The organism is Rhodococcus sp. Leaf278, from assembly GCF_001426085.1.
Classification (GTDB): Bacteria; Actinomycetota; Actinomycetes; order Mycobacteriales; family Mycobacteriaceae; genus Rhodococcoides.
Window position 1 is genome coordinate 21,831 of the sequence record NZ_LMRR01000001.1, and the last position, 20,191, is coordinate 42,021.

The 20,191-nt window shown below is 64.2% G+C and carries 20 protein-coding genes; 11 read left to right on the forward strand and 9 right to left on the reverse strand.

Features of this window, described 5'->3' with window-relative positions; genetic code table 11:
* The first annotated feature begins 205 nt into the window (after nucleotides 1-205).
* A complete protein-coding gene (locus ASG84_RS00130; protein WP_327213056.1) occupies nucleotides 206-616 on the forward strand; it encodes an NUDIX hydrolase in 411 nt (136 codons plus the stop codon).
* A gap of 62 nt (nucleotides 617-678) precedes the next feature.
* A complete protein-coding gene (locus tag ASG84_RS00135) occupies nucleotides 679-1,431 on the forward strand; it encodes an isocitrate lyase/PEP mutase family protein (protein ID WP_057475047.1) in 753 nt (250 codons plus the stop codon).
* A gap of 53 nt (nucleotides 1,432-1,484) precedes the next feature.
* Here the strand turns inward: ASG84_RS00135 and ASG84_RS00140 are convergent, their stop codons facing one another.
* From ASG84_RS00140 to ASG84_RS00165, 6 genes are all read right to left on the reverse strand, one after another.
* Complete coding sequence (locus tag ASG84_RS00140; RefSeq protein WP_057475048.1) at nucleotides 1,485-3,674, reverse strand: AAA family ATPase; 2,190 nt, start codon at nucleotides 3,672-3,674, stop codon at nucleotides 1,485-1,487.
* A 21-nt stretch (nucleotides 3,675-3,695) separates the two neighbouring features.
* Nucleotides 3,696-4,550 carry a CDP-diacylglycerol--serine O-phosphatidyltransferase gene (pssA, locus tag ASG84_RS00145; RefSeq protein WP_057475049.1) on the reverse strand — a complete coding sequence of 285 codons (855 nt, stop codon included), beginning with the start codon at nucleotides 4,548-4,550 and terminating at the stop codon, nucleotides 3,696-3,698.
* Between the two features lie 8 nt (nucleotides 4,551-4,558).
* Nucleotides 4,559-5,275 carry a phosphatidylserine decarboxylase gene (locus ASG84_RS00150; RefSeq protein WP_057475050.1) on the reverse strand — a complete coding sequence of 239 codons (717 nt, stop codon included), beginning with the start codon at nucleotides 5,273-5,275 and terminating at the stop codon, nucleotides 4,559-4,561.
* Nucleotides 5,276-5,409: 134 nt separating this feature from the next.
* Nucleotides 5,410-5,682, reverse strand: coding sequence for a GlsB/YeaQ/YmgE family stress response membrane protein (locus ASG84_RS00155; RefSeq protein WP_057475051.1), 273 nt, complete (start codon nucleotides 5,680-5,682; stop codon nucleotides 5,410-5,412).
* A gap of 88 nt (nucleotides 5,683-5,770) precedes the next feature.
* On the reverse strand, nucleotides 5,771-6,235 hold the full coding sequence (locus ASG84_RS00160; protein WP_057475464.1) for an SRPBCC family protein: 465 nt from the start codon (nucleotides 6,233-6,235) through the stop codon (nucleotides 5,771-5,773).
* A 127-nt stretch (nucleotides 6,236-6,362) separates the two neighbouring features.
* Complete coding sequence (locus ASG84_RS00165) at nucleotides 6,363-7,139, reverse strand: DUF1206 domain-containing protein (RefSeq protein WP_057475052.1); 777 nt, start codon at nucleotides 7,137-7,139, stop codon at nucleotides 6,363-6,365.
* Nucleotides 7,140-7,614: 475 nt separating this feature from the next.
* On the opposite strand from ASG84_RS00165, the gene ASG84_RS00170 reads away from it, so the two are divergent.
* The 6 genes from ASG84_RS00170 to ASG84_RS00195 are packed head-to-tail and all read left to right on the forward strand — an operon-like array spanning nucleotide 7,615 to nucleotide 12,740.
* Nucleotides 7,615-9,270, forward strand: a complete 1,656-nt coding sequence (locus ASG84_RS00170) for an FAD-dependent oxidoreductase (protein WP_057475053.1) — start codon at nucleotides 7,615-7,617, stop codon at nucleotides 9,268-9,270.
* Complete coding sequence (locus tag ASG84_RS00175) at nucleotides 9,267-10,700, forward strand: ATP-binding protein (protein ID WP_057475054.1); 1,434 nt, start codon at nucleotides 9,267-9,269, stop codon at nucleotides 10,698-10,700. Before ASG84_RS00170 ends, ASG84_RS00175 begins: the two co-directional genes overlap by 4 nt.
* Nucleotides 10,697-11,041: a UBP-type zinc finger domain-containing protein gene (locus ASG84_RS00180; RefSeq protein ID WP_057475055.1), complete on the forward strand. Its 345-nt coding sequence runs from the start codon at nucleotides 10,697-10,699 to the stop codon at nucleotides 11,039-11,041. The genes ASG84_RS00175 and ASG84_RS00180 overlap by 4 nt, the downstream gene beginning before the upstream one ends.
* Nucleotides 11,038-11,457, forward strand: coding sequence for a DUF1801 domain-containing protein (locus tag ASG84_RS00185; RefSeq protein WP_057475056.1), 420 nt, complete (start codon nucleotides 11,038-11,040; stop codon nucleotides 11,455-11,457). The genes ASG84_RS00180 and ASG84_RS00185 overlap by 4 nt, the downstream gene beginning before the upstream one ends.
* Nucleotides 11,454-12,131 carry a GOLPH3/VPS74 family protein gene (locus ASG84_RS00190; protein ID WP_057475057.1) on the forward strand — a complete coding sequence of 226 codons (678 nt, stop codon included), beginning with the start codon at nucleotides 11,454-11,456 and terminating at the stop codon, nucleotides 12,129-12,131. Before ASG84_RS00185 ends, ASG84_RS00190 begins: the two co-directional genes overlap by 4 nt.
* A 6-nt stretch (nucleotides 12,132-12,137) precedes the next feature.
* Nucleotides 12,138-12,740: a DJ-1/PfpI family protein gene (locus ASG84_RS00195; RefSeq protein ID WP_057475058.1), complete on the forward strand. Its 603-nt coding sequence runs from the start codon at nucleotides 12,138-12,140 to the stop codon at nucleotides 12,738-12,740.
* Here ASG84_RS00195 and ASG84_RS00200 read toward each other — a convergent pair.
* Nucleotides 12,720-13,067, reverse strand: a complete 348-nt coding sequence (locus ASG84_RS00200) for a DoxX family protein (protein WP_057475059.1) — start codon at nucleotides 13,065-13,067, stop codon at nucleotides 12,720-12,722. The two genes, ASG84_RS00195 and ASG84_RS00200, sit on opposite strands and share 21 nt — an antisense overlap.
* A gap of 79 nt (nucleotides 13,068-13,146) precedes the next feature.
* On the opposite strand from ASG84_RS00200, the gene ASG84_RS00205 reads away from it, so the two are divergent.
* On the forward strand, nucleotides 13,147-13,476 hold the full coding sequence (locus tag ASG84_RS00205; protein ID WP_057475060.1) for a winged helix-turn-helix transcriptional regulator: 330 nt from the start codon (nucleotides 13,147-13,149) through the stop codon (nucleotides 13,474-13,476).
* Nucleotides 13,477-13,518: 42 nt separating this feature from the next.
* Here ASG84_RS00205 and ASG84_RS00210 read toward each other — a convergent pair whose 3' ends face one another.
* Nucleotides 13,519-15,384 carry a BCCT family transporter gene (locus ASG84_RS00210; RefSeq protein WP_200936471.1) on the reverse strand — a complete coding sequence of 622 codons (1,866 nt, stop codon included), beginning with the start codon at nucleotides 15,382-15,384 and terminating at the stop codon, nucleotides 13,519-13,521.
* 200 nt (nucleotides 15,385-15,584) lie between these two features.
* Between ASG84_RS00210 and ASG84_RS00215 the strand changes: the two genes are divergently transcribed.
* Nucleotides 15,585-16,538 (forward strand): serine/threonine-protein kinase, encoded by a 954-nt coding sequence (locus tag ASG84_RS00215; protein ID WP_268793462.1) that lies wholly within the window; start codon nucleotides 15,585-15,587, stop codon nucleotides 16,536-16,538.
* A 62-nt stretch (nucleotides 16,539-16,600) separates the two neighbouring features.
* Here the strand turns inward: ASG84_RS00215 and ASG84_RS00220 are convergent, their stop codons facing one another.
* Nucleotides 16,601-18,082: an amino acid permease gene (locus ASG84_RS00220; RefSeq protein ID WP_057475062.1), complete on the reverse strand. Its 1,482-nt coding sequence runs from the start codon at nucleotides 18,080-18,082 to the stop codon at nucleotides 16,601-16,603.
* 406 nt (nucleotides 18,083-18,488) lie between these two features.
* On the opposite strand from ASG84_RS00220, the gene groL reads away from it, so the two are divergent.
* Entirely contained in the window at nucleotides 18,489-20,114 is a 1,626-nt protein-coding gene (groL, locus tag ASG84_RS00225) for a chaperonin GroEL (protein WP_032380280.1), read from the forward strand.
* Nucleotides 20,115-20,191: the final 77 nt, after the last annotated feature.

Here is a 20,191-nt window from a genome sequence, read left to right on the forward strand (position 1 = left end):
GGCGGCGAGGCCGGGGCGGTGGTCGTAGGGCGGCGATGAGTAGGGTCTTGAAATCTGTGTGAAATTCGACCTATGGCTTTGAGAAAAAACGAACTGGCCACCGAACGGTGACACCTGACGTTGTCGGTTTCCATCCTACTTTGCGTGGTCGGCGGCGGACCCAGCGGTACAAATCGGACGTACGCGGGAAAGGGGAGCAGTGCCCGTGAACGAGAAGAGGCTCATTCGGACGGCCGGGTTGGCCTTCGTTCGGGACCGTCGAATGATTCAGACGCGATCGGTGGGCAAATCCGCTTTCTACATGGCCGGCGGCAAAATCGACCCGGGTGAGACTGCAGAGCAGGCATTGCACCGGGAGATCAGAGAAGAACTCGACGCGGAAGTGATCGGTGCTCGACTCCTCGGAGTGTTCGAGTGCGAGGCCTGGGGGCATCCGGCGGGTACACCGCTCGAAATCACATGCTTTCTGGCCGATCTGGTCGGCGAACCGTCGCCGACGAGCGAAATAGCCGAGATCAGGTACTTCACCCGGGACGAGTACGCGGCGATGCCCGACGTCGCTCCGGGATCGCTGATGGTGTTCGACCGGATGAAAGCACTCGATTTAGTCGACTGAATCGCGTACGTTGGTGACCGAGAGAACGTACGTTCTCCACAACCACCGCGAAGGAGTCTTCGATGACGAACCTGTCCCAGAAAGCCAACACCCTGCTCGAGCTGCACAAGCCGGGCAACCCGGTCGTGCTGCCGACGGTGTGGGACGCCTGGTCCGCCAACCTCGCCGTCTCCGCAGGATTCACCGCGCTGACCGTCGGCAGTCACCCCGTCTCGGACTCCATCGGCAAGCCGGACAACGAGGGCATCACCTTCGACGAACTCCTCGCCCGCATCTCGCAGATCTCCGCAGCCGTCGACGCTCCGCTCTCGGTCGACATCGAATCCGGCTACGGCGAGGACCCCAAGCGCCTGATCGACGGCCTCATCTCGGCCGGAGCCGTCGGCCTCAACATCGAGGACACCGTGCACAGCGAGGGCGGACGGCTCCGTGAAGCACAGGAGCACGCCGACTTCGTCGGAGCCCTGCGCGCAGCATCCGACGCCACCGACGTCCACGTCGTCATCAACGCCCGCACCGACCTGTTCGTCAAGGAGATCGGCGACGAGAACGATCGCGTCGACCGCGCCATCGCCCGCCTGAAGCTGGCCGCCGCAGCCGGAGCCGACTCGCTCTACCCCGTCGGCTTCCACAACGACGCCGACTACAAGCGTCTGGCCGAGGAACTCCCGCTCCCGATCAATGCCATCGCCAACCCCGCCGAGGGCGACCTGTCGCACTTCGCATCCCTCGGTGTCGGTCGTATCAGTTTCGGACCGATCTTCCAGATGGTGCTCGCCAAGCGCGCCGAAGAGGTCCTCGCCCGCTGGAAGTGAGAGCGGCTTCGCCGCACGTGCACGGAACTTCGTAGCCTGCTACGAGTTTCCGTTCACGACCCGTAGGCCCGCAGATGCGCCACCTGCTCGGGATCGAGTGACGGCTTGACCGTCGCCCGAGCGGTGGCGACATCGGCGGCCGTGACGTCGGCGGCATCCATCGACCGACGCATCGCCGTCAGTGCTGCCTCGCGCAGCAGTGCCGCGCAATCGGCGGCGGAGTAGCCGTCGAGATCGCGCGCCAACGCATCCAGATCCACGTCCTCGGCCAGCGGAATGGATTTGCCCGACGCCTTCAGGATGTCCACCCGGGCATCGGAATCCGGCGGCGGCACGAACACCAGACGCTCGAGTCGGCCGGGCCTCAGCAAGGCCGGGTCGATCAGATCGGGTCGGTTGGTCGCACCGAGAACCACGACGTCGCGCAACGGTTCGACGCCGTCGAGTTCGGTCAGTAGTGCCGCTACCACCCGATCACCGACGCCCGAATCCGAGCTCTGCCCGCGCCGAGGCACGAGGGCATCCACCTCGTCGAGGAAGATCAGGGACGGCGCAGAATCGCGGGCTCGCTGAAAGAGCTCTCGCACAGCCTTTTCCGAGGAGCCGACCCATTTGTCCATCAGCTCCGCGCCCTTGACCGAGTGCACGCTGAGCTGACCGGAACTTGCCAGTGCCCGCACCAGAAACGTCTTGCCGCAGCCGGGCGGACCGTAGAGCAGCACCCCGCGTGGCGGCTCGATTCCCAAGCGCGCGAACGAATCCGGATGCCGAAGCGGCCACAGGACCGCCTCGGTGAGTGCCTGTTTGGTCTCCACCATGTCGCCGACGTCCTCGAGCGTGAGGCTACCGATGGCCAACTCCTCGCTCCCCGAACGCGAGAGTGGGCGGATCACCTGAAGAGCGCCCACCAGATCGTCCTGCGTCAACGAGGCCGCGGCCGAATCGTTCGACGCGCGCGCAGCCGCCCGCAGCGCCGCCTCCCGCGTCAAAGCGGCTAGGTCTGCGACCACGAAACCCGGTGTTCGCGAAGCTATCTCACCCAGATCCACGTCGCCCTGCGGCACCTTCTTCAGCAGGTGTTCGAGCAGTCCCTTACGACCGGCGGCGTCGGGCAGGGTGAGGGTGAGCTCGCGATCGCACAGGTCCTGGCCCCGGAGCCGTGCGTCGGTGGCCTCGGGATGCGCGGTCGTTGCGATGAGCGCCAGACCGGGAGTGTCGACGGCCCGGCGCAGTACGTCGAGCACGAAGGTGGACGCCGGTTCGGGATCGGACGGCAACAAAGCGTCGACGTCGGTAATCAACAGGACGCCCGAGCCGGCGAGTTCGTCCACCGCCGCGGTGACCCGCTCGACGCGAGCGGACGCCTCGAGTGCGCCGATCGACGGACCGTCCAGTGCAACGCACGCTCGCTCACCGATCACTGCGCGGGCTAGCGTGGCCTTGCCCACGCCGCCGGACCCAGTGATCAGCACGCCCAGATGCGGCGATGCACCGAGCGTGGCCAGCAGTTCCGATTCGTCCAGAGCCAACCGCAGCCACTCGGTGAGCTTGGCCGACTGTGCGCTCACGCCCACCAGATCGGCAGCGCTCACGCGTGGGGGAGCGGCCCTCGTCACGGAATCTCGTGCAGGGTGTACCGACGCGGATGGTGTTGCGCCGGAGGCGGTCACGGTGCCGGTGCCCCAGCCGACCGCCGAGTTGGGCTGAACGCTCACCGGCCCACCCGACGGGTCGACGGCGGAAACCGTCAACAGTTCGGTGGTCCACGCCACTCCAAACGTTCTCGACAGGGCCTGCGTCGCCGAACTCGTCGACGTGCCGGGGCCCAGATCGCGGGGGAGTAGCGACACCGTGTCGCCCACCGTCAGCACCTTGCCGAGCAACGCTTGTCGCAGGGTGGCGTCGGAGATGGAGCCGGTGGCGAGCGCAGAGCCGGTCACCGTGACGGTCTTGGCCCCGTAGACGGTGACGGGCGCGACTGCGACAGTGGCATTTTCGCGCAGTCCGGCATTGGAGAGCGTGACGTCGTCCAGTAGTGCGGTGCCCTGTGGCGAACCCTCGGGAGCTGCTGCGACGACGGCTGCAGTGCGTCGAGATCCGATGAGTGACAGCGCATCCCATTCCCGTAGCCCGAGGGCCGCGAGTACCTCCGGATGCAGTCGCACCACTCCGCGCCTGGCATCGGCCGCCGAGGTGTTGAGGCGTGCAGTGAGAACGAGCTCGGGCGTTCGGGATGCGGTCACACGTCCAACCTAATGCGGTTGTCAGCTACGTGGTCGACGCAGTCCCAGTCGTGCCTGGGACCGGCGGTTGTTACCCGGGGCGCGGCGGATGGCCCGTCGCTCCGCTCGACGCTCCGCCGGCTTGGCGTCCCACGTGTACGGGCGCGCGGCAGTCCAGCGCTGTGACCGCACCGCGAACGGGATGTGGATGAGATAGGCCAGCACCAATCCCATCAGCAGAACCAGCGGGAAAGTGATGAGCGCGGCGGCGAGCAGAGCCACCAGAACCAGCAGGATGGCCGCCAGCCTCGGCGGAACCGAGACGGTCTTGAGCGCGAGGGTGGGAATGCGGCTGACGATCAGAGCGGCGGTCACGATCGACCATCCGGCCACGACATAGAACGACGCCCACCAGCCGTCGCCGAATTCCTCGAACGCGGCGATCGGGGCCAGCGCGATGAGTGCACCGGCGGGTGCGGGAACGCCAGTGAAGTATTCGCGGGCGTACGCGGGGGTGTCGTCCTCGTCGAGCAACGTGTTGAAGCGGGCGAGCCGAAGCACGATGCTCACCGCGTAGACCAGTGCGACGATCCAGCCGCCGCTACTGCCCTCGAGCAACGTGACGTACAGGACCAGTGCCGGGGCGACGCCGAACGAAATGGCGTCGGACAGTGAGTCCAGCTCGGCACCGATCTTGCTGGTGGCGTCGAGCAGCCGCGCGATTCGCCCGTCCAACGCGTCGAGAATTGCGGCGGCACCGATCATGGCGAGTGCCGTGCCGAGCTGACCGTCGAGGGCGAACTTGACCGCGGACAGGCCGGAGCACAGCGCGAGAATCGTGACGACGGACGGGAGCAGACGGATGGCAGCAGGCGGCTTGGCGCGTCTGGTGATCATGTCGGTGTCTACTGCGAGAGCTCGGCGAGGACCGTCTCGGCACCGACTGCGCGTTGGCCGCGTTCGACCAGGAGCGTGGTGCCCGCGGGGAAGTAGGTGTCGACTCGTGAGCCGAAGCGGATCAAGCCGTAGGTGTCGCCGATCGAGAGAGTGTCGCCCACCTTGGCGTTGTTGATGATGCGTCGCGCGATCAGACCGGCGATCTGCACGACGGCGACGTCCTGGCCGGAGTCGGTCCTGATGTGCATGCTGTTGCGTTCGTTGACTTCGCTGGCCTCGGCGAGATCGGCCGATTTGAACTGGCCGCGGCGATGAACGACCTCCAGCACCCGGCCGCCGACGGGAACACGCTGAACGTGAACGTCCAGGACCGAGAGGAAGATGCTCACGCGTGGGACCGGCTCGGAGCCGAGATCGAGCTCGGCCGGCGGTACTGCAGTATCGACGAGTGTGACGAGGCCGTCGGCCGGGGCAACGACGACGCCGGGGCGATTGGGTGGCACCCGTGACGGGTGGCGGAAGAAGGTGGCACAGGCTCCAGCAGCGACGAGGCCGGCGTTGCGCACCCACTTGGAGCGGCGGCCGAGCACTGCGACGGCGAGCGGACCACCCACGAAGGGAAGTCCCGCGGGGTGTAGTGGTGGAACCGTTTCACGAACCAAATCGACGATGTGAGCCACTCCCGTGCGGGGCGGTTGACCAATCGGGGCGGGACGGCGTGCCACGGTCTCCTCTAACTTTTTTGTCGTTCAGGTGTCGGCAGGTCGTGTTGCGTGCAGCAGTCGACGTGCAGATGCACGACTGCCGAGGCCCTCACAGCGTACGTGAGGTGCCCCGGCAGTCGGGAGCTGCGAGTCGATCAGACGCGGCTGCTGCGACCTGTCACGAGCTTGACCAGGAAGAGCAGGATGCATGCGCCGAGGATGCAGGTGATGAAGCTGAAGATCAGTCCGCCACCTTCGACGTCGACGCCGAAGACCTTGAGCAGGTATCCACCGATGAGGCCACCGATGATGCCGACGACGATGTTCAGGATGATGCCCATCTGAGCATCGGTCTTCATGATCTTGCTGCCGATCCAACCTGCGAGTCCGCCGATGATGATCCAGCCGATGATTCCGAGACCCAACATAAGTTGCCCCCACTTTCCGTTCGTGTCGTTTGCTTGTCGAAACGCCGGATGCCCGAGAGAAACAAACCTGAAACATTCCTGAGAATATTTATTTTCGGCCCAACTTTTCGCTTTCGGCCTTGATGCGACGCAGGGTGCTGTTCATGCCCTCGACCAGTTCGACGTCGAACTCGTCGATCCCACCCAGGATGCGCTTGACCAGCAGCGACGAGACCGCGGACGTGCCGCTGGGTGCCTGACGCTTCTCGACGACGGTCGTCCCGGTGGCCGTGGGCGTCAGGGTGTACGACCAGATCGTCTTGTTCTCCACGACCCGGAACGCGAGTTCACGGTTGGGCTCGAAGGCGACGACTTTCGCCGACGTCGGCCAGACGAGCAGACCCTTGCGGTTGACGTTGAGCGTCCTGGTGCCCTTGCCGACCGGTCCGCCGAAGACCTTCATCTTCTTGCACTGCGGGCTCCACTCACCCATGCGCTCGAGGTCGGAGACGATCGACCAGACGGTCTCGGGGCTCGCGGCGATATCGATCGTGGCTTCGAGAGTCTTGCTCAACGTGGGACTCCTGGTGGTGAGGTAAATGCAACCGACTGTCACACTCAATCGTGCGCATCCTATGTGTCAGCGAACACAGTTGACCACCCAGGTGAGCGGTAATTCGTAGCCCGCTACGAACTTTCCTTCACATACGAGCGAAGCGAGCCAGCACGAATGCGTACACCCCATAGAGCGCGATTCCCACCCCGGCGAGGATCAGCAGCACCTGGCCGTAGGGCTGGGCACCCAGTGTCTTGACGGCCCCGTCGATTCCGGTGGCCTTGGACGGATCCGACTGCAATACCGCCACGACGACGAGGATTCCGGCCCCGACCAGCGCTGTGCCCTTGGCTGCGTATCCGGCGATGCCGAGCTTGACGACGGCTCCACCCTGGTGGCCCTCGAGATCGTCGAGGAAATTCTTCGAGACGCCCTTGTAGACGTGGTAGCCGCCCACTCCGATGACAACGAGAGCGACGACGATCAGCACCAGCTTGCCGCCGCCGGATTCCATCAACCGGGCCGAGTAGCCGGCGTTCTGCTGGCCGCTGGATTTTCCGGAACCGGTCGCAAAACCGTAGGTCGAGAATGCGAACGCGATGTAGACGACGGCCAGTGCAGCGGCCTTGAGACGATCGAGAGCACTACCCTCGTCGGCGTCGGACTTCTTGCCGACGATCGCCTCGACTATGCGCCACAGGGCCAGCGCCACGAAGGCGACGACGGCAACCCACAGTGCGATTTTGCCGCCAGGCTTCTCGGCCAGTTCGGCCAGTGCACCGGATTGGTCGGCGTTACCGCCCTGGCCGAAGGCCAACCGGATGGCGATGTAGCCGATGAGGATGTGCAGCACTCCGCTGACGAAGTGGCCGGCCCGGGCCGCCTTCTCGAATGCACCGTTGTTCTGGACCGAATCGGCCATCGATTTTCCGGATTGCGCATGTCCTGAAGTGGATTTGCCCGACGTATTCACTAACGTTCCCCGATCAGTTGATTTGAGGAGATGTTTACCCCGAGAAGGGGCCCGAGAAACTGTGTTTCACCACGAAACGCCGAACGAGATCCCACCGCGGCGTTAACACCGAGCGGACACTGATCGATGTAGCAAGCGGAGTGTCGGGACCAACGAAGAAATTGTTCGGAGTGATCCACCGTGAAATTACAATCGATAATGCGTCGTACCAGCAGTGATCTACCCCTGTTGAAGACCGCCAGGATGAGCGGGAGCCCGCGCACCTGGCCGGCCGAGAAGCTCGAACGACTCCTCACCCCCCACGAACTCGATCTGATCAGACGCGGCCGAGTCTGACCCCGCTGTTTCCAGGCCCGCTTGCCTCCCATTCGGGGCGAGCCGGTGGCATGCTCATGACGTTGGTGAGCACCACTTCTGGAGGGTCATGAAACCGGTCATTCTCAGTGTCGACGACGATCCCGGAGTATCGAGATCGGTTGCCCGCGACCTGCGCCGCCGCTACGGCGAGCAGTACCGCATCGTTCGCGCCGAATCCGGTGCCGGCGCACTCGACGCACTCAAGGAACTCACGCTGCGCGGCACTCCGGTCGCCATTCTGTTGGCGGATTACCGCATGCCCTTGATGAGCGGCATGGAATTCCTCGAACAAGCGATGGACCTGTTCCCGACGGCCCGCCGCATTCTTCTCACTGCCTACGCGGACACCGATGCCGCCATCGACGCGATCAACGTCATCGATCTCGACTACTACCTGCTCAAGCCGTGGGATCCGCCCGAGGAAAAGCTCTACCCCGTGCTCGACGCTCAACTCGAAGCCTGGTGCGCCTACGACCACCGAGCCGTCGAGGACACCAAGATCGTCGGCCATCGCTGGTCTGCTCGGTCGTCGGAGATTCGCGAGTTTCTCGCCCGAAATCAGCTGCCCTACCGCTGGTACATGTCCGACGAGTCCGAGGGCGCTCGACTGTTGGCTGCGGCAGGCGTGGCGGACGACCGTCTGCCGGTGGTCATCACCACCGAGGGTGATGCGCTGATCGAACCGTCCGATGCCGAGCTGGGCAACCGGCTCGGCCTGACCGTGTCGCCGTCCGAGGAGTTCTACGATCTCGTCGTGATCGGCGGTGGCCCTGCTGGACTTGGAGCGGCACTGTACGGCGCGTCCGAAGGATTGCGAACGACGCTGATCGAGCGGACCGCGACCGGTGGTCAGGCCGGTCAGAGCTCTCGCATCGAGAATTATCTGGGATTTCCCGACGGGGTTTCGGGCGCTCAGTTGGCCGAACGAGCCCGGCGGCAGGCGCTGAAGTTCGGTGCCGAGGTGGTCACCACGCAGGACGTCGTGGCCTTGGAGACCAACGGCGCTGCGCGGACCGTGCGATTCGCCGACGGCCGCAGCATCAGTGCGCAGACGATCATTCTGTCCACCGGCGTCGCCTATCGCAGGCTGGACGCACCCGGAATAGACGACTTCACCGGTAGGGGCGTGTTCTACGGCTCGGCGATGACCGAGGCTGCACGCTGCGCCGAGCAGGACGTCTACATCGTCGGCGGCGCGAACTCGGCCGGTCAGGCTGCGGTGTACCTCTCGCGCGGGGCCAGGTCGGTCACCATTCTGATCCGGGCAACCTCGCTCGAAGCGTCGATGTCGTACTACCTGATCAAGCAGATCGAAGACAATCCGAAGATCAGCGTTCGACCCTGCACCGAGGTCGCGGGAGTTGCCGGCGACGGTCACCTCCAGTCGATCACGCTGCGCAACCGGGCCACCGACGAGACGTTGACCGTCGACGCGCAGTACCTGTTCCTGTTCATCGGGGCTGCCCCGCGCACCGAGTGGCTCGACGGAGTACTCGTTCGGGACGACCATGGATTCGTTGTCACCGGGCCGGACCTCGTCGTGGACGGACGCGGACCTGCCGGGTGGACGCGGGATCGTCTGCCGCACCATCTCGAGACGAGTGTGCCCGGGGTGTTCGCGGCAGGCGACGTTCGATCCGACTCGGCCAAACGCGTCGCGTCGGCAGTGGGAGAAGGAGCGATGGCCGTGATGCTGGTGCACAGATATCTGGCGAACCCATGAGCACGCCCGCGTGTGATCCGGAGGAGCTGCGGACACTTTTTCTGTTCGAGCATCTCACCGACTCTCAGTTGGCGGAGCTGTGTCGGGACGGGCGCATCGAGACCATCGAACCGGGGCCGGTGTACGCCGAGGGCGACCCGGCAACGTGCTTCTACGTCTTGATGGACGGTGCCGTGGTGCTGTCGAAACTCTCGGGCGGCGAGGATCTGGTGATCAACAGAACCTCGCAACGCGGGGTTTATGCCGGTGCGTGGCAGGCGTATCTGGGTGATCGGGTGCCGCAGACGTATCAGGGTTCGATGCGGGTGAGTGAGCCCTCGCGCTTCTTCGTGCTCGACGCAGACTGTTTCGCGTCCATAGTGCGGGAATGGTTCCCGATGGCTCTGCATCTGCTCGAAGGATTGTTCTTCGGAAATCAGAACACCAAGCAAGTGGTGGAACAGCGAGAGCGCTTGCTGGCGTTGGGTTCTCTGTCGGCCGGGTTGACGCACGAGCTCAACAACCCCGCGGCGGCTGCGGTGCGGGCGACGTCGGCCCTGCGGAATCGGGTGGGGCACATGCGGCAGAAACTGGCGATGATCGCCGGCGGCACCCTCGACCGTGCGAGCCTGGCGCGTCTGGTCGAACTGCAGAACGAGGCCGTGGAGTTGGTGGCCAAAGCGCCCAAGTTGACGGCCATGGAGGCGTCGGACCGCGAGGACGAACTCGGAGAATGGTTCGAGGACAAAGATATTCGGGACGGATGGGATCTGGCCCCCACGTTCGTCTCCGCGGGACTCGATGTGCCGTGGCTCGATCGGGTATCGGCGACCGTCGACGATCCGGCCATGCTCGAGGGCGCGATCAGGTGGCTCAACTACACGGTCGAAACAGAGCTGCTGATGAACGAGATTGCGGATTCGACCACGAGAATCACCACGCTCGTCGGTGCCGCGAAGCAGTACTCACAGATGGACCGTGCGCCGTACCAGACCGTGGATGTGCGGGAACTGCTCGACAGCACACTGATCATGTTGGGCCGCAAGATCGGCGACGACATCGCGGTGGTCAAAGAATACGATCCTGCGGTGCCGCCCATCCCTGCCTACGCTGCCGAACTCAATCAGGTGTGGACGAACCTGATCGACAATGCCGTGCAGGCGATGGATGGCTCGGGGGTTTTGACGGTGCGTACGTCGTTGGACGAGGATCAGGTGCAGATCGAGATCTGCGACACCGGACCCGGTGTGCCGCAGGACATTCGGTCCCGCATCTTCGAGCCGTTCTTCACCACCAAGGCCGTCGGCGAGGGTACGGGTCTCGGTCTCGACATCTCGTGGCGCATCGTGGTGAAGAAGCATCAGGGTGATCTGCAAGTGGTGTCCGAACCCGGAAACACGCGCTTCATCGTGAGACTGCCCATCCAACCCGCTGTCCAGGAGGCATCATGACCATCGAAGGTATCGACCCTGCCGTTCCGCCGTCGGGGCCCGGCTGTGTCGAGTGCACGCAGACGGAGGGCTGGTGGGTACACCTGCGTCGGTGTGCGCAGTGCGGTCATATCGGTTGCTGTGATTCCTCGCCCTCGCAGCACGCCAGCAAGCATGCCGAGTCCACCCGGCATCAATTCGTGCGGAGCTTCGAACCCGGTGAAGAATGGTTCTACAACTACGCGGACGAGCAGATGTACGACGGCCCCGAACTTGCACCGCCGCAGCATCATCCAGTTGACCAGACGGTTCCCGGACCGCGCGAACGGGTGCCGTCGAACTGGCAGAGTCTGATCAATTGAACGAGAATCTCACCCGTCCCAGCGAGGTACCCGCCGCGGAATTCCTTGCTGCGGTGGAGCATCCTGTACGGCGGGCCGACGGTCTCGCGCTCGCTGAGATGATGAGCCGCACGACCGGGCAACCGGCAGTGATGTGGGGACCGACGATGGTGGGTTTCGGGAGCTATCGGTACAGGACGAAAAGCGGCCGTCGGGGAGAGTATTTCGTCGTCGGTTTTTCGCCGCGAAAGTCGAGCCTGTCGCTGTACGGCATGACCTACGCTCCGGAATCCGACGCGTTGCTCGAACAGCTGGGAAAGCACAAGCGAGGAGCAGGTTGCCTGTACGTGAACAGGCTTGCCGATGTGGACATAGAAATTCTCGAGCAACTGGTCGCGTACAACTACCCGTACATTCTCGCTAGCCTCTCGTCATGACCTTGATTGCGGAGGATTTGCTGCTGTTGTTGCTCGACGACGACACGGGCAAGCCGTTGGCCGACAGCACGAAGTTGCCGCGGGTGCTGGCCGGTGCGTTGGTCGTCGAGCTCGCACTGAGTGGATCGCTGCGCATCACCGGTCCCGACGAACAGGTCAAGAAGGATCACGTGGTCGTCTCGGGGGAGCCACCCGAAGACGAACTGCTGCGCCGTGTGTTCGATCTCATGGCAACGGCGTCGCGGCCGATGAAGCCGCAGAAAGTGATCGAGAAGTCGCAGAAGAATCTGGTCCAGGAACTGGCCGCCCGGCTGGCGTTTCGGGGTTTCGTCACGGAGAAGAAAGACAAGGTGCTGGGGTTGTTTCCCACTACGACCTGGCCGGCGAGAGACACCTCACGCGAGAAGGTGCTGCGAGATGCGCTCCGGAGCGCGCTCGTCGACGGCACGACGCCCACGCCGCATTCGGCTGCCCTGATCTCTCTCGTTTCGGCCGTCGATCTCACGCACAAGGTCATTGCAGATGCCGACAAAAAACTGGTGAAGACGCGAGCCAAGGAGATAGCCGAGGGCGAATGGGCAGGAGAGGCAGTGCGCAAGGCGGTCTCCGACGTGAACACCGCGGTGATGGCTGCGGTCATGGTGCCCGTCATCGTTTCGACCACGAGCAGCTGAGGCGACATGAGAAGCATCGCGATTCTGTTGTTCGACGACGTGGAGGTGCTCGACGCCTGTGGGCCGTTCGAGGTGTTCTCGGTGGCCAATCGGGTGGCCGAACGTGCCGGTAGCGCAGCGCCTTTCGAGGTGACGCTCGTCGGGCTCGACGACGGAGCGGTACGCGCGCGAGGTGGCATGAGGATCGGCGTCGACACCACGATCGACGATCCGCGGACCTACGACGTCGTCGTAATTCCCGGCGGCGTCGTGGACGCGGTCGAAGCCGAGGGCCGAGTTCTGGAGTGGCTGCGGCGAATTCGACCCACAGCAGAAGTTGTCGCGTCGGTGTGCACCGGTGCGTTTGTGCTCGCCGCAGCGGGACTGCTCGACGCGAGGCCGGTCACGACGCACTGGGAGGATCTGGAGCTGCTGCGCGATCGGTGGCCTGCGCTCGTGGTGCACGAGGGCGTTCGGTACATCGACCACGGCGATCTGGCGACGTCGGCCGGAATCAGTGCCGGCCTCGATCTCGCGCTGCATCTGGTCGCGCGGTGGGCGGGAGCCGATCACGCCCTCGCCACCGCGGGCCAGATGGACTACGACTGGTCAGGCGCTGAGCACCCGTAGGACAAGCGCGACAACGGCGAACACGGCGAGTCCGGCGGCTGGGGCGAACTCCTTGTCCTTGGCGCGAAGGTGCGCGGCAACCGCACCGACGAAGTAGAGGACGACGCCGACGGCAGCTGCTACGCCGATCGGCCAGACCACCAGGCCGACCAGGAGGCCGATGGCACCGAGTATCTCCGCGTAGGCCAACCACGGAATCTTGTCGGCGGGGACGCCCACCTGCTCGAGCATCGGGATGACGGAGGGATTTTTCGTCAGTTTGCCGATCGCCGAGAACGTGAGTGCAACGGCGAGCAGTACCGAGACGACGAGGGTTGCGATGAACATGATCCCTGCTTTCATTTCTGAGGCTACTAGTAAATGAGAAGTAGCAAGGCGGACTGTAGCACCTCGGTAGGGTGGAGGCATGGTCACGAACGAGCAGCCACATGAACCGCGTGCATGTGACGGAGCACTGACCAAAGCCTTCGGATTCCTCGGCAAGCGATGGAACGGCGTTCTGCTGGCGACGCTGATGAACGGGCCGATGGGATTCTCCGACCTGCGCCGCGCCGTCGGCGGCATCAGTGACTCGGTGCTGTCGGAGCGTCTCGGAGAACTCGGCAAAGCAGGACTGGTGGCGCGCGCCGTCACCGACGGGCCCCCCATCTCGGTGGAGTACAGCCTGACGACGTCGGGTGAGGCACTGCTGCCGTCACTCGAGGCGCTCACCGATTGGGCTTCGAAAAACCTCTGACCCCCGCAACGGTGTTGCGAGGGCCAGAGCTGGATTGATCTTTCAGCCGGGGTTGTTGCTGTCTTTCTGTCCCTCGGCCGAGTCGGCGAACTCCTGAGTGTCGAACACCTCGCCGCCCAGTGGATCGACGGGAGCGTTGTCGCCGGAGTACTCGACTGCACCCGTGTCGGGATGAATTTCGAGTTGCTCGGTGGGGACCTCGTGGACCGCCAGGACGACACTGCCGCCGGCACGCGCCGGCGTCACGCCCTCCTGCGAGGGTGTCAGTCCGGAAAACGTCGTCGATATTCCGGCGGTTGCTCGCTTGCGTTGTACCGGTGACGTGGGCGCGGCAGGCTCGTCCTCTGCGACATCGGGCGTCGCGGTCACTCGCAGATAGCGAGGAGTGGTCGCAACGTCGTAGCGGAACGCTTTCAGCATCGACACACAGGCGAGCACGAGTACCACCGAGAACGGCACCGCCGTGGCGATCGACATCGTTTGCAACGCCGTCAGAGAGCTGGTGCCACCGACGAGCAGCAGTACCGCAGCGGCAACACCCTGCAGCACAGCCCAGTAGACGCGGGTGATCTTCGGGGTTTCCAGCTCACCACCGGTCGAGAGAATATCGATCACGAGCGAGCCCGAATCGGAGGATGTCACGAAGAAGAACACGATGACCGCAATCGCGATCACGCTGGTGATCGCGGCGATCGGGAGCCCGTCGAGTACCTGGAACAGGCTCGTGTTGGTGTTCACGGCCCCTTCGGCGTCCAGCAGATCTCCCTCGTTGCGCTGTCGCAGGATGCCGGTGTCACCGAAGATCGTGAACCACAGCGAGCCGACGATCGTCGGTGCGAGCAGCACTCCGAACACGAATTCACGGATGGTGCGGCCACGAGAGATGCGCGCGATGAACATGCCGACGAACGGCGCCCAGCTCATCCACCAGCCCCAGTAGAAAATGGTCCAGCCGCCGGCCCACCCGTCGTCGGAGAACGGTGAGGTACGCAAGGCCAGCTCGGGCAGGGCCTGGACGTATCCGCCGAGATTCTGTACCCAGGACTGCATCAGGAATAGTGTCGGTCCGAGGACCAGTACGAACAGCGCGAGCGCGGCAGCCAGTCCCATGTTGATGTTCGAGAGCCACTTGAGGCCCTTGGACACTCCGCTGACCACCGAGAAGGTGGCAATGCCGGTGATGGCGGCGATGAGCAGGATCACGAACCAGTTGGTGGTCTCCACCCAGCCGAGGTACTCGAGGCCGGCGGAGATCTGCTGGACACCGAAGCCGAGTGAGGTCGCGACGCCGAACAAGGTGCCCACGATCGCGACCGTGTCGATGGTGTGCCCGATCGGGCCCTCGATGCGCTTACGCCCGAGCAGCGGCTCGAGCAACCAGCGGACGGTCAGCGGCCGACCCTTGCGGTAGGTCATGTACGCCATGCCGAGGCCCACGACGACGTAGATGGCCCACGCATGCAGGCCCCAGTGGAAGAGCGTCAGCTCCATCGCTTGACGTGCGGACGCGTCGGTGCTGCCGGAAATGCCCCCGGCTTCGGGTGGCGTGACGTAGTGCGAAAGGGGCTCGGCGACGCCGTAGAACACCAGGCCGATGCCCATGCCGGCGCTGAACAGCATGGCGAACCAGGACAGGACGCCGAACTCGGGCTTCTCGTCGTCGCGACCGAGGCGGATGTTACCCACTCGGCTCAAGCCGCAGTACAGGGCGAACAGCACGAAGCCGGTTGCGGCCAGGATGTACCACCAGCCGACGCCCGACGTGATGGCCTGGTTGAGTTTGTCGAACGAATCCGCCGCCGTGCTGGCATAGATCACGGAGAAGGCGATCATCACGAAGATGATGATCGATGCGGGGACGAAAACCGGCTTGAGCAGGCCTCCCCAGGCTTCTTTGACTGCTTTCACTTACTTGACTTCCTTACAGCTCGAGTCGCGGCCGACCACTATCGGTTTGCCGTTCTTTTTCTCTTGTTTTGGTCAAGTACCGGTAATCACCTTAAACGAGAATGCCCTGGTGACGAAACTGCCGAGTCGCCGCGAACACCCGAACGGACTACAGTTCTGTCGATGTTGCGAGCTCGCGCTGCCGTCCATCTGGGAAGTCGATGTGCTGCGAGCAGGCTTATTGCACAGGCGATTCCGTGACTCCCGGTCGGTTGCAGCCGGGCACTGAATTCGCGGGCTTTCGAGTCCAGCGCCGCCTCGGGGTCGGCGGCATGAGTGAGGTGTACCTCGTCCACGGTCGCGGACACGATCGGCTCGAAGCGCTGAAGATTCTCGACCGTGACGCATCACGGTCTCCGCGACTCCGCACCAAGTTTCGGACCGAAGCGACCGTTGCCGCGCTGCTGGTGCATCCGAACATCGTGTCGGTGCACGAACACGGTGAGTTCGAGCATCAGCTGTGGATGTCGATGCACTACGTCGACGGTTACAGCGCGGCGCGTCTGGTCGCTCGTGGCCAGATTCCCCTCGACGTCTCCCGGGTGGCGCGCATCGTCGCCGAGGTGGCCAAGGGGCTCGACTACGCCCACTCCAACGGCGTCCTGCACCGGGACGTCAAGCCGTCGAACATCCTGATCTCCACCGAGCGGGTGGACGGCTACGAGCAGGTGCTGTTGTCGGACTGGGGAATTGCACGTCTGGTCGACGACTCCACACCGCTGGTCGTCGGCGGAACGGTGCTGGCGTCCATTCATTACGCGGCACCGGAATTGCTGCGCGGGGGAGTGCTGAGTGCGCAGACCGACGTCTACGCATTGGGCGCGACTTTGGTCGAATTGCTCACCGGGAGAACGCCGTACCCGCTGGCCACGCCACTCGCGATCACCTCGGCTCATCTGTCGGCCGACCCGCCTGCCGTGACACGGCGGCGACGTTCACTACCGCGGGGACTCGACGCGGTGGTCGCACGCGCGTTGGCCAAGGATCCGGCAGATCGATTCGCGACCTGTGTGGAACTGGCCGATGCTGTTGCTGCCGCCATTGCCGCAGGGATTCCGGAACCACCTGTGCGGCGCTCACCGTTCACTCGATCGAGATGGCTCAGGTTTTCTTGACTGCACGAGCAGGGCCCCGCATCGGTTCGATGCGGGGCCCAGTTCCTCGGGGTGCGGGAGGGTCACTCCTCCGGTTCGGTCGGGCGGTTGGCCACGACCGGGTACTGACCGGTGTAGCCCAGGCGTTCCTCGGCGACGGTGAGCACCTTGGTGCGCACCAGGAACCAGCCGCCGATCAGGGCGGGGATGATGACCACCAGGGTGGCGATGGTCCACGACCCGATCGGAGCGTCGAAGGCCATCAGTACCAGCACGCCGAACAGGAACACCAGCGTCGCGTAGCTGGTGTACGGCGCGCCGAAGAGACGGAACTTGGGCCGCTCCACGATGCCCTTCTTGGACCAGCGATACAGCTGGATCTGGCACAGGACAATGGTTGCCCAGCTGGCGATGATGCCCAGTGCAGACATGTTCAGCACGATCTCGAAGGCCTCGCCGGGGGCGATCGCGTTGAGGGCGACACCGAACAGGGTGATGAAGCAGGTGAGCAGAATGCCGCCGAACGGAACGCCGCCCTTGGTCATCTTCTTGGTGAACTCCGGCGCGCTTCCGTTCATCGCCATCGATCGCAGGATGCGCCCGGTCGAGTACAGGCCGGCGTTCAGGGACGACAGTGCCGCTGTGAGCACCACGATGTTCATGATGGTGCCCGCGCCGCCGAGGCCGATGCTCGAGAAGAAGGTCACGAACGGTGAGGTGCCGGACTGGTACGCGGTGTACGGCATCAGCAGTGCGAGCAGTACGAGCGAGCCGACGTAGAACAGTGCGATACGTGCGATGACCGAGTTGATCGCCCGCGGCATGATCTTCTCCGGGTTCTCGGTCTCACCCGCGGCGGTGCCCACCAATTCCACTGCGGCATAGGCGAACACGACACCCGAGATGACGATGACCAAAGGCCACGCACCCGACGGGAACAACCCGCCGTTGTCGGTGATGAGACTGATGCCCGGCATCTGGGTACCCACGGGGATCCGGGCGGCGAGGAACACCACGCCCACGATCAGGAATGTCACCAGGGCGATGACCTTGATGATGGCCGCCCAGAACTCCATCTCGCCGAACCACTTCACCGACACGAGATTCAAGCTCATGACGATGACCAGCGCGATCAGCGCGATTGCCCACTGCGGGATCACCTCGAAACTGCCCCAGTAATGCATGTACGTCGCGATGGCGGTGACGTCGACGATGGCCGTCATCGCCCAGTTCAGGAAGTACATCCACCCGGCGACGAAAGCGGCCTTCTCGCCGAAGAACTCACGCGCGTAGGAGACGAAACTGCCCGACGACGGACGGTGCAGCACCAGCTCGCCCAGGGCGCGCAGAATGAAGAAGACGAAAATTCCACAGAGGGCGTAGGCGAGGAACAGGCCAGGCCCGGCACTGGCGAGGCGTCCGCCCGCGCCGAGAAACAGGCCGGTGCCGATTGCGCCGCCGATCGCGATCATCTGCAACTGTCGAGGTTTCAGGCCCTTGTGGTAGCCCTCCTCCTCGTGGTCCATCGCCGAGTTGTCGTACGAAGTATCGACCGTATCGGACATGTTCGATCCTCACTTGTCGCTTTTGCGGGGTTTTGTCCGAATTTTCCGGCGTCGAAGCCGTTGTCACCCAACGGTATTGGCGTCGAGGGTCCGACGCACAGTATTCGGATGTAAACAATGCGTACGGGTGTGAACAGTGCGTGACGAATATCGGCTCGACTGAGCATCTGCTCGAGGCCTGCCTCGCGCGGTGGCGTCGGGCACGGGGGTTGCGGCGGTTCGCTGGCGGCGGACGACCTTGCACTCGCCATGGTCGAGTGCTAGAAATGCAGTTGGCACTCTCGACACGTGAGTGCCAGGTCGGGACACGGTGAGGCCGGGGAATCAACGACACCCCTGGTCGTCCGTCGCGGGCACCGAGCTCGGCCAGCAATGTGTCACCCCCAATCCGGAGGATCACTTCGCAATGGCCAAGATCATCGCGTTCGACGAAGAGGCACGCCGTGGCCTCGAGCGCGGGCTGAACGCCCTCGCCGACGCAGTAAAGGTGACGTTGGGCCCCAAGGGTCGCAACGTCGTACTCGAGAAGAAGTGGGGAGCTCCCACGATCACCAACGATGGTGTTTCCATCGCCAAGGAGATCGAGCTCGAAGATCCCTACGAGAAGATCGGTGCCGAGCTCGTCAAGGAGGTCGCCAAGAAGACCGACGACGTCGCAGGCGACGGCACCACCACCGCTACCGTTCTCGCCCAGGCACTCGTCCGTGAAGGCCTGCGCAACGTCGCAGCCGGCGCGAACCCGCTCGGCCTCAAGCGCGGCATCGAGAAGGCTGTTGCAGCCGTCACCGAAGCCTTGCTCGCGTCCGCCAAGGAGATCGACACCAAGGAGCAGATCGCTGCTACCGCTGGCATCTCCGCAGGCGACCCGTCCATCGGCGAGCTCATCGCCGAGGCCATGGACAAGGTCGGCAAGGAAGGCGTCATCACGGTCGAGGAGTCCAACACCTTCGGCCTCCAGCTCGAGCTCACCGAGGGCATGCGCTTCGACAAGGGCTACATCTCGGCGTACTTCGCCACCGATGCAGAGCGTCAGGAAGCCGTCCTCGAAGACGCGTACATCCTGCTCGTCAGCTCCAAGATCAGCACCGTCAAGGACCTGCTGCCGCTGCTGGAGAAGGTCATCCAGTCCGGTAAGCCGCTCGTCATCATCGCCGAGGACGTCGAGGGCGAAGCTCTCTCCACCCTCGTGGTGAACAAGATCCGTGGCACCTTCAAGTCCGTTGCCGTCAAGGCTCCCGGATTCGGTGACCGTCGCAAGGCGCAGCTCGCCGACATCGCCATCCTCACCGGTGGCGAGGTCATCAGCGAAGAGGTCGGCCTCTCCCTGGAGACCGCCGGACTCGAGCTGCTCGGTCAGGCGCGCAAGGTCGTCATCACCAAGGACGAGACCACCATCGTCGAGGGCTCGGGAGATTCCGACGCCATCGCCGGTCGCGTCAACCAGATCCGCGCCGAGATCGAGAACTCCGATTCCGACTACGACCGCGAGAAGCTGCAGGAGCGCCTGGCCAAGCTGGCCGGCGGCGTTGCAGTCATCAAGGCCGGAGCCGCAACCGAGGTCGAGCTCAAGGAGCGCAAGCACCGCATCGAAGATGCCGTGCGTAACGCCAAGGCAGCCGTCGAAGAAGGCATCGTCGCCGGTGGCGGCGTGGCACTGCTCCAGGCAGCGCCCGCACTCGACAACCTCAAGCTCGACGGTGACGAGGCAACCGGCGTGAACATCGTTCGCGTCGCACTGTCCGCGCCGCTCAAGCAGATCGCATTCAACGCAGGCCTCGAGCCCGGCGTCGTTGCGGACAAGGTTGCCAACCTGCCCGCTGGTCACGGCCTCAACGCCGCGACCAACGAGTACGAGGACCTGCTCGCTGCAGGCATCAACGACCCGGTCAAGGTCACCCGCTCGGCACTGCAGAACGCAGCGTCCATCGCGGCTCTGTTCCTCACCACCGAGGCCGTCGTCGCCGACAAGCCCGAGAAGGCCGGAGCGCCCGCAGGCGATCCGACCGGTGGCATGGGCGGCATGGACTTCTGAGTCCCTTGTTGCACTGAAGAAGCCCGGCACCTTTCGAGGTGTCGGGCTTTTTCGTGCTGCGGGGCTTCGAATCGGGT

Coding starts and splice junctions, on each gene's coding strand:
- ASG84_RS00135 (WP_057475047.1), top strand. CDS start 679: ATGACGAACCTGTCCCAGAAAGCCAACACCCTGCTCGAGCTGCACAAG.
- pssA (WP_057475049.1), bottom strand. CDS start 4,550: ATGATCACCAGACGCGCCAAGCCGCCTGCTGCCATCCGTCTGCTCCCG.
- ASG84_RS00155 (WP_057475051.1), bottom strand. CDS start 5,682: ATGTTGGGTCTCGGAATCATCGGCTGGATCATCATCGGCGGACTCGCA.
- ASG84_RS00165 (WP_057475052.1), bottom strand. CDS start 7,139: ATGGCCGATTCGGTCCAGAACAACGGTGCATTCGAGAAGGCGGCCCGG.
- ASG84_RS00170 (WP_057475053.1), top strand. CDS start 7,615: ATGAAACCGGTCATTCTCAGTGTCGACGACGATCCCGGAGTATCGAGA.
- ASG84_RS00175 (WP_057475054.1), top strand. CDS start 9,267: ATGAGCACGCCCGCGTGTGATCCGGAGGAGCTGCGGACACTTTTTCTG.
- ASG84_RS00180 (WP_057475055.1), top strand. CDS start 10,697: ATGACCATCGAAGGTATCGACCCTGCCGTTCCGCCGTCGGGGCCCGGC.
- ASG84_RS00190 (WP_057475057.1), top strand. CDS start 11,454: ATGACCTTGATTGCGGAGGATTTGCTGCTGTTGTTGCTCGACGACGAC.
- ASG84_RS00195 (WP_057475058.1), top strand. CDS start 12,138: ATGAGAAGCATCGCGATTCTGTTGTTCGACGACGTGGAGGTGCTCGAC.
- ASG84_RS00200 (WP_057475059.1), bottom strand. CDS start 13,067: ATGTTCATCGCAACCCTCGTCGTCTCGGTACTGCTCGCCGTTGCACTC.
- ASG84_RS00205 (WP_057475060.1), top strand. CDS start 13,147: ATGGTCACGAACGAGCAGCCACATGAACCGCGTGCATGTGACGGAGCA.
- ASG84_RS00215 (WP_268793462.1), top strand. CDS start 15,585: ATGTGCTGCGAGCAGGCTTATTGCACAGGCGATTCCGTGACTCCCGGT.
- ASG84_RS00220 (WP_057475062.1), bottom strand. CDS start 18,082: ATGTCCGATACGGTCGATACTTCGTACGACAACTCGGCGATGGACCAC.
- groL (WP_032380280.1), top strand. CDS start 18,489: ATGGCCAAGATCATCGCGTTCGACGAAGAGGCACGCCGTGGCCTCGAG.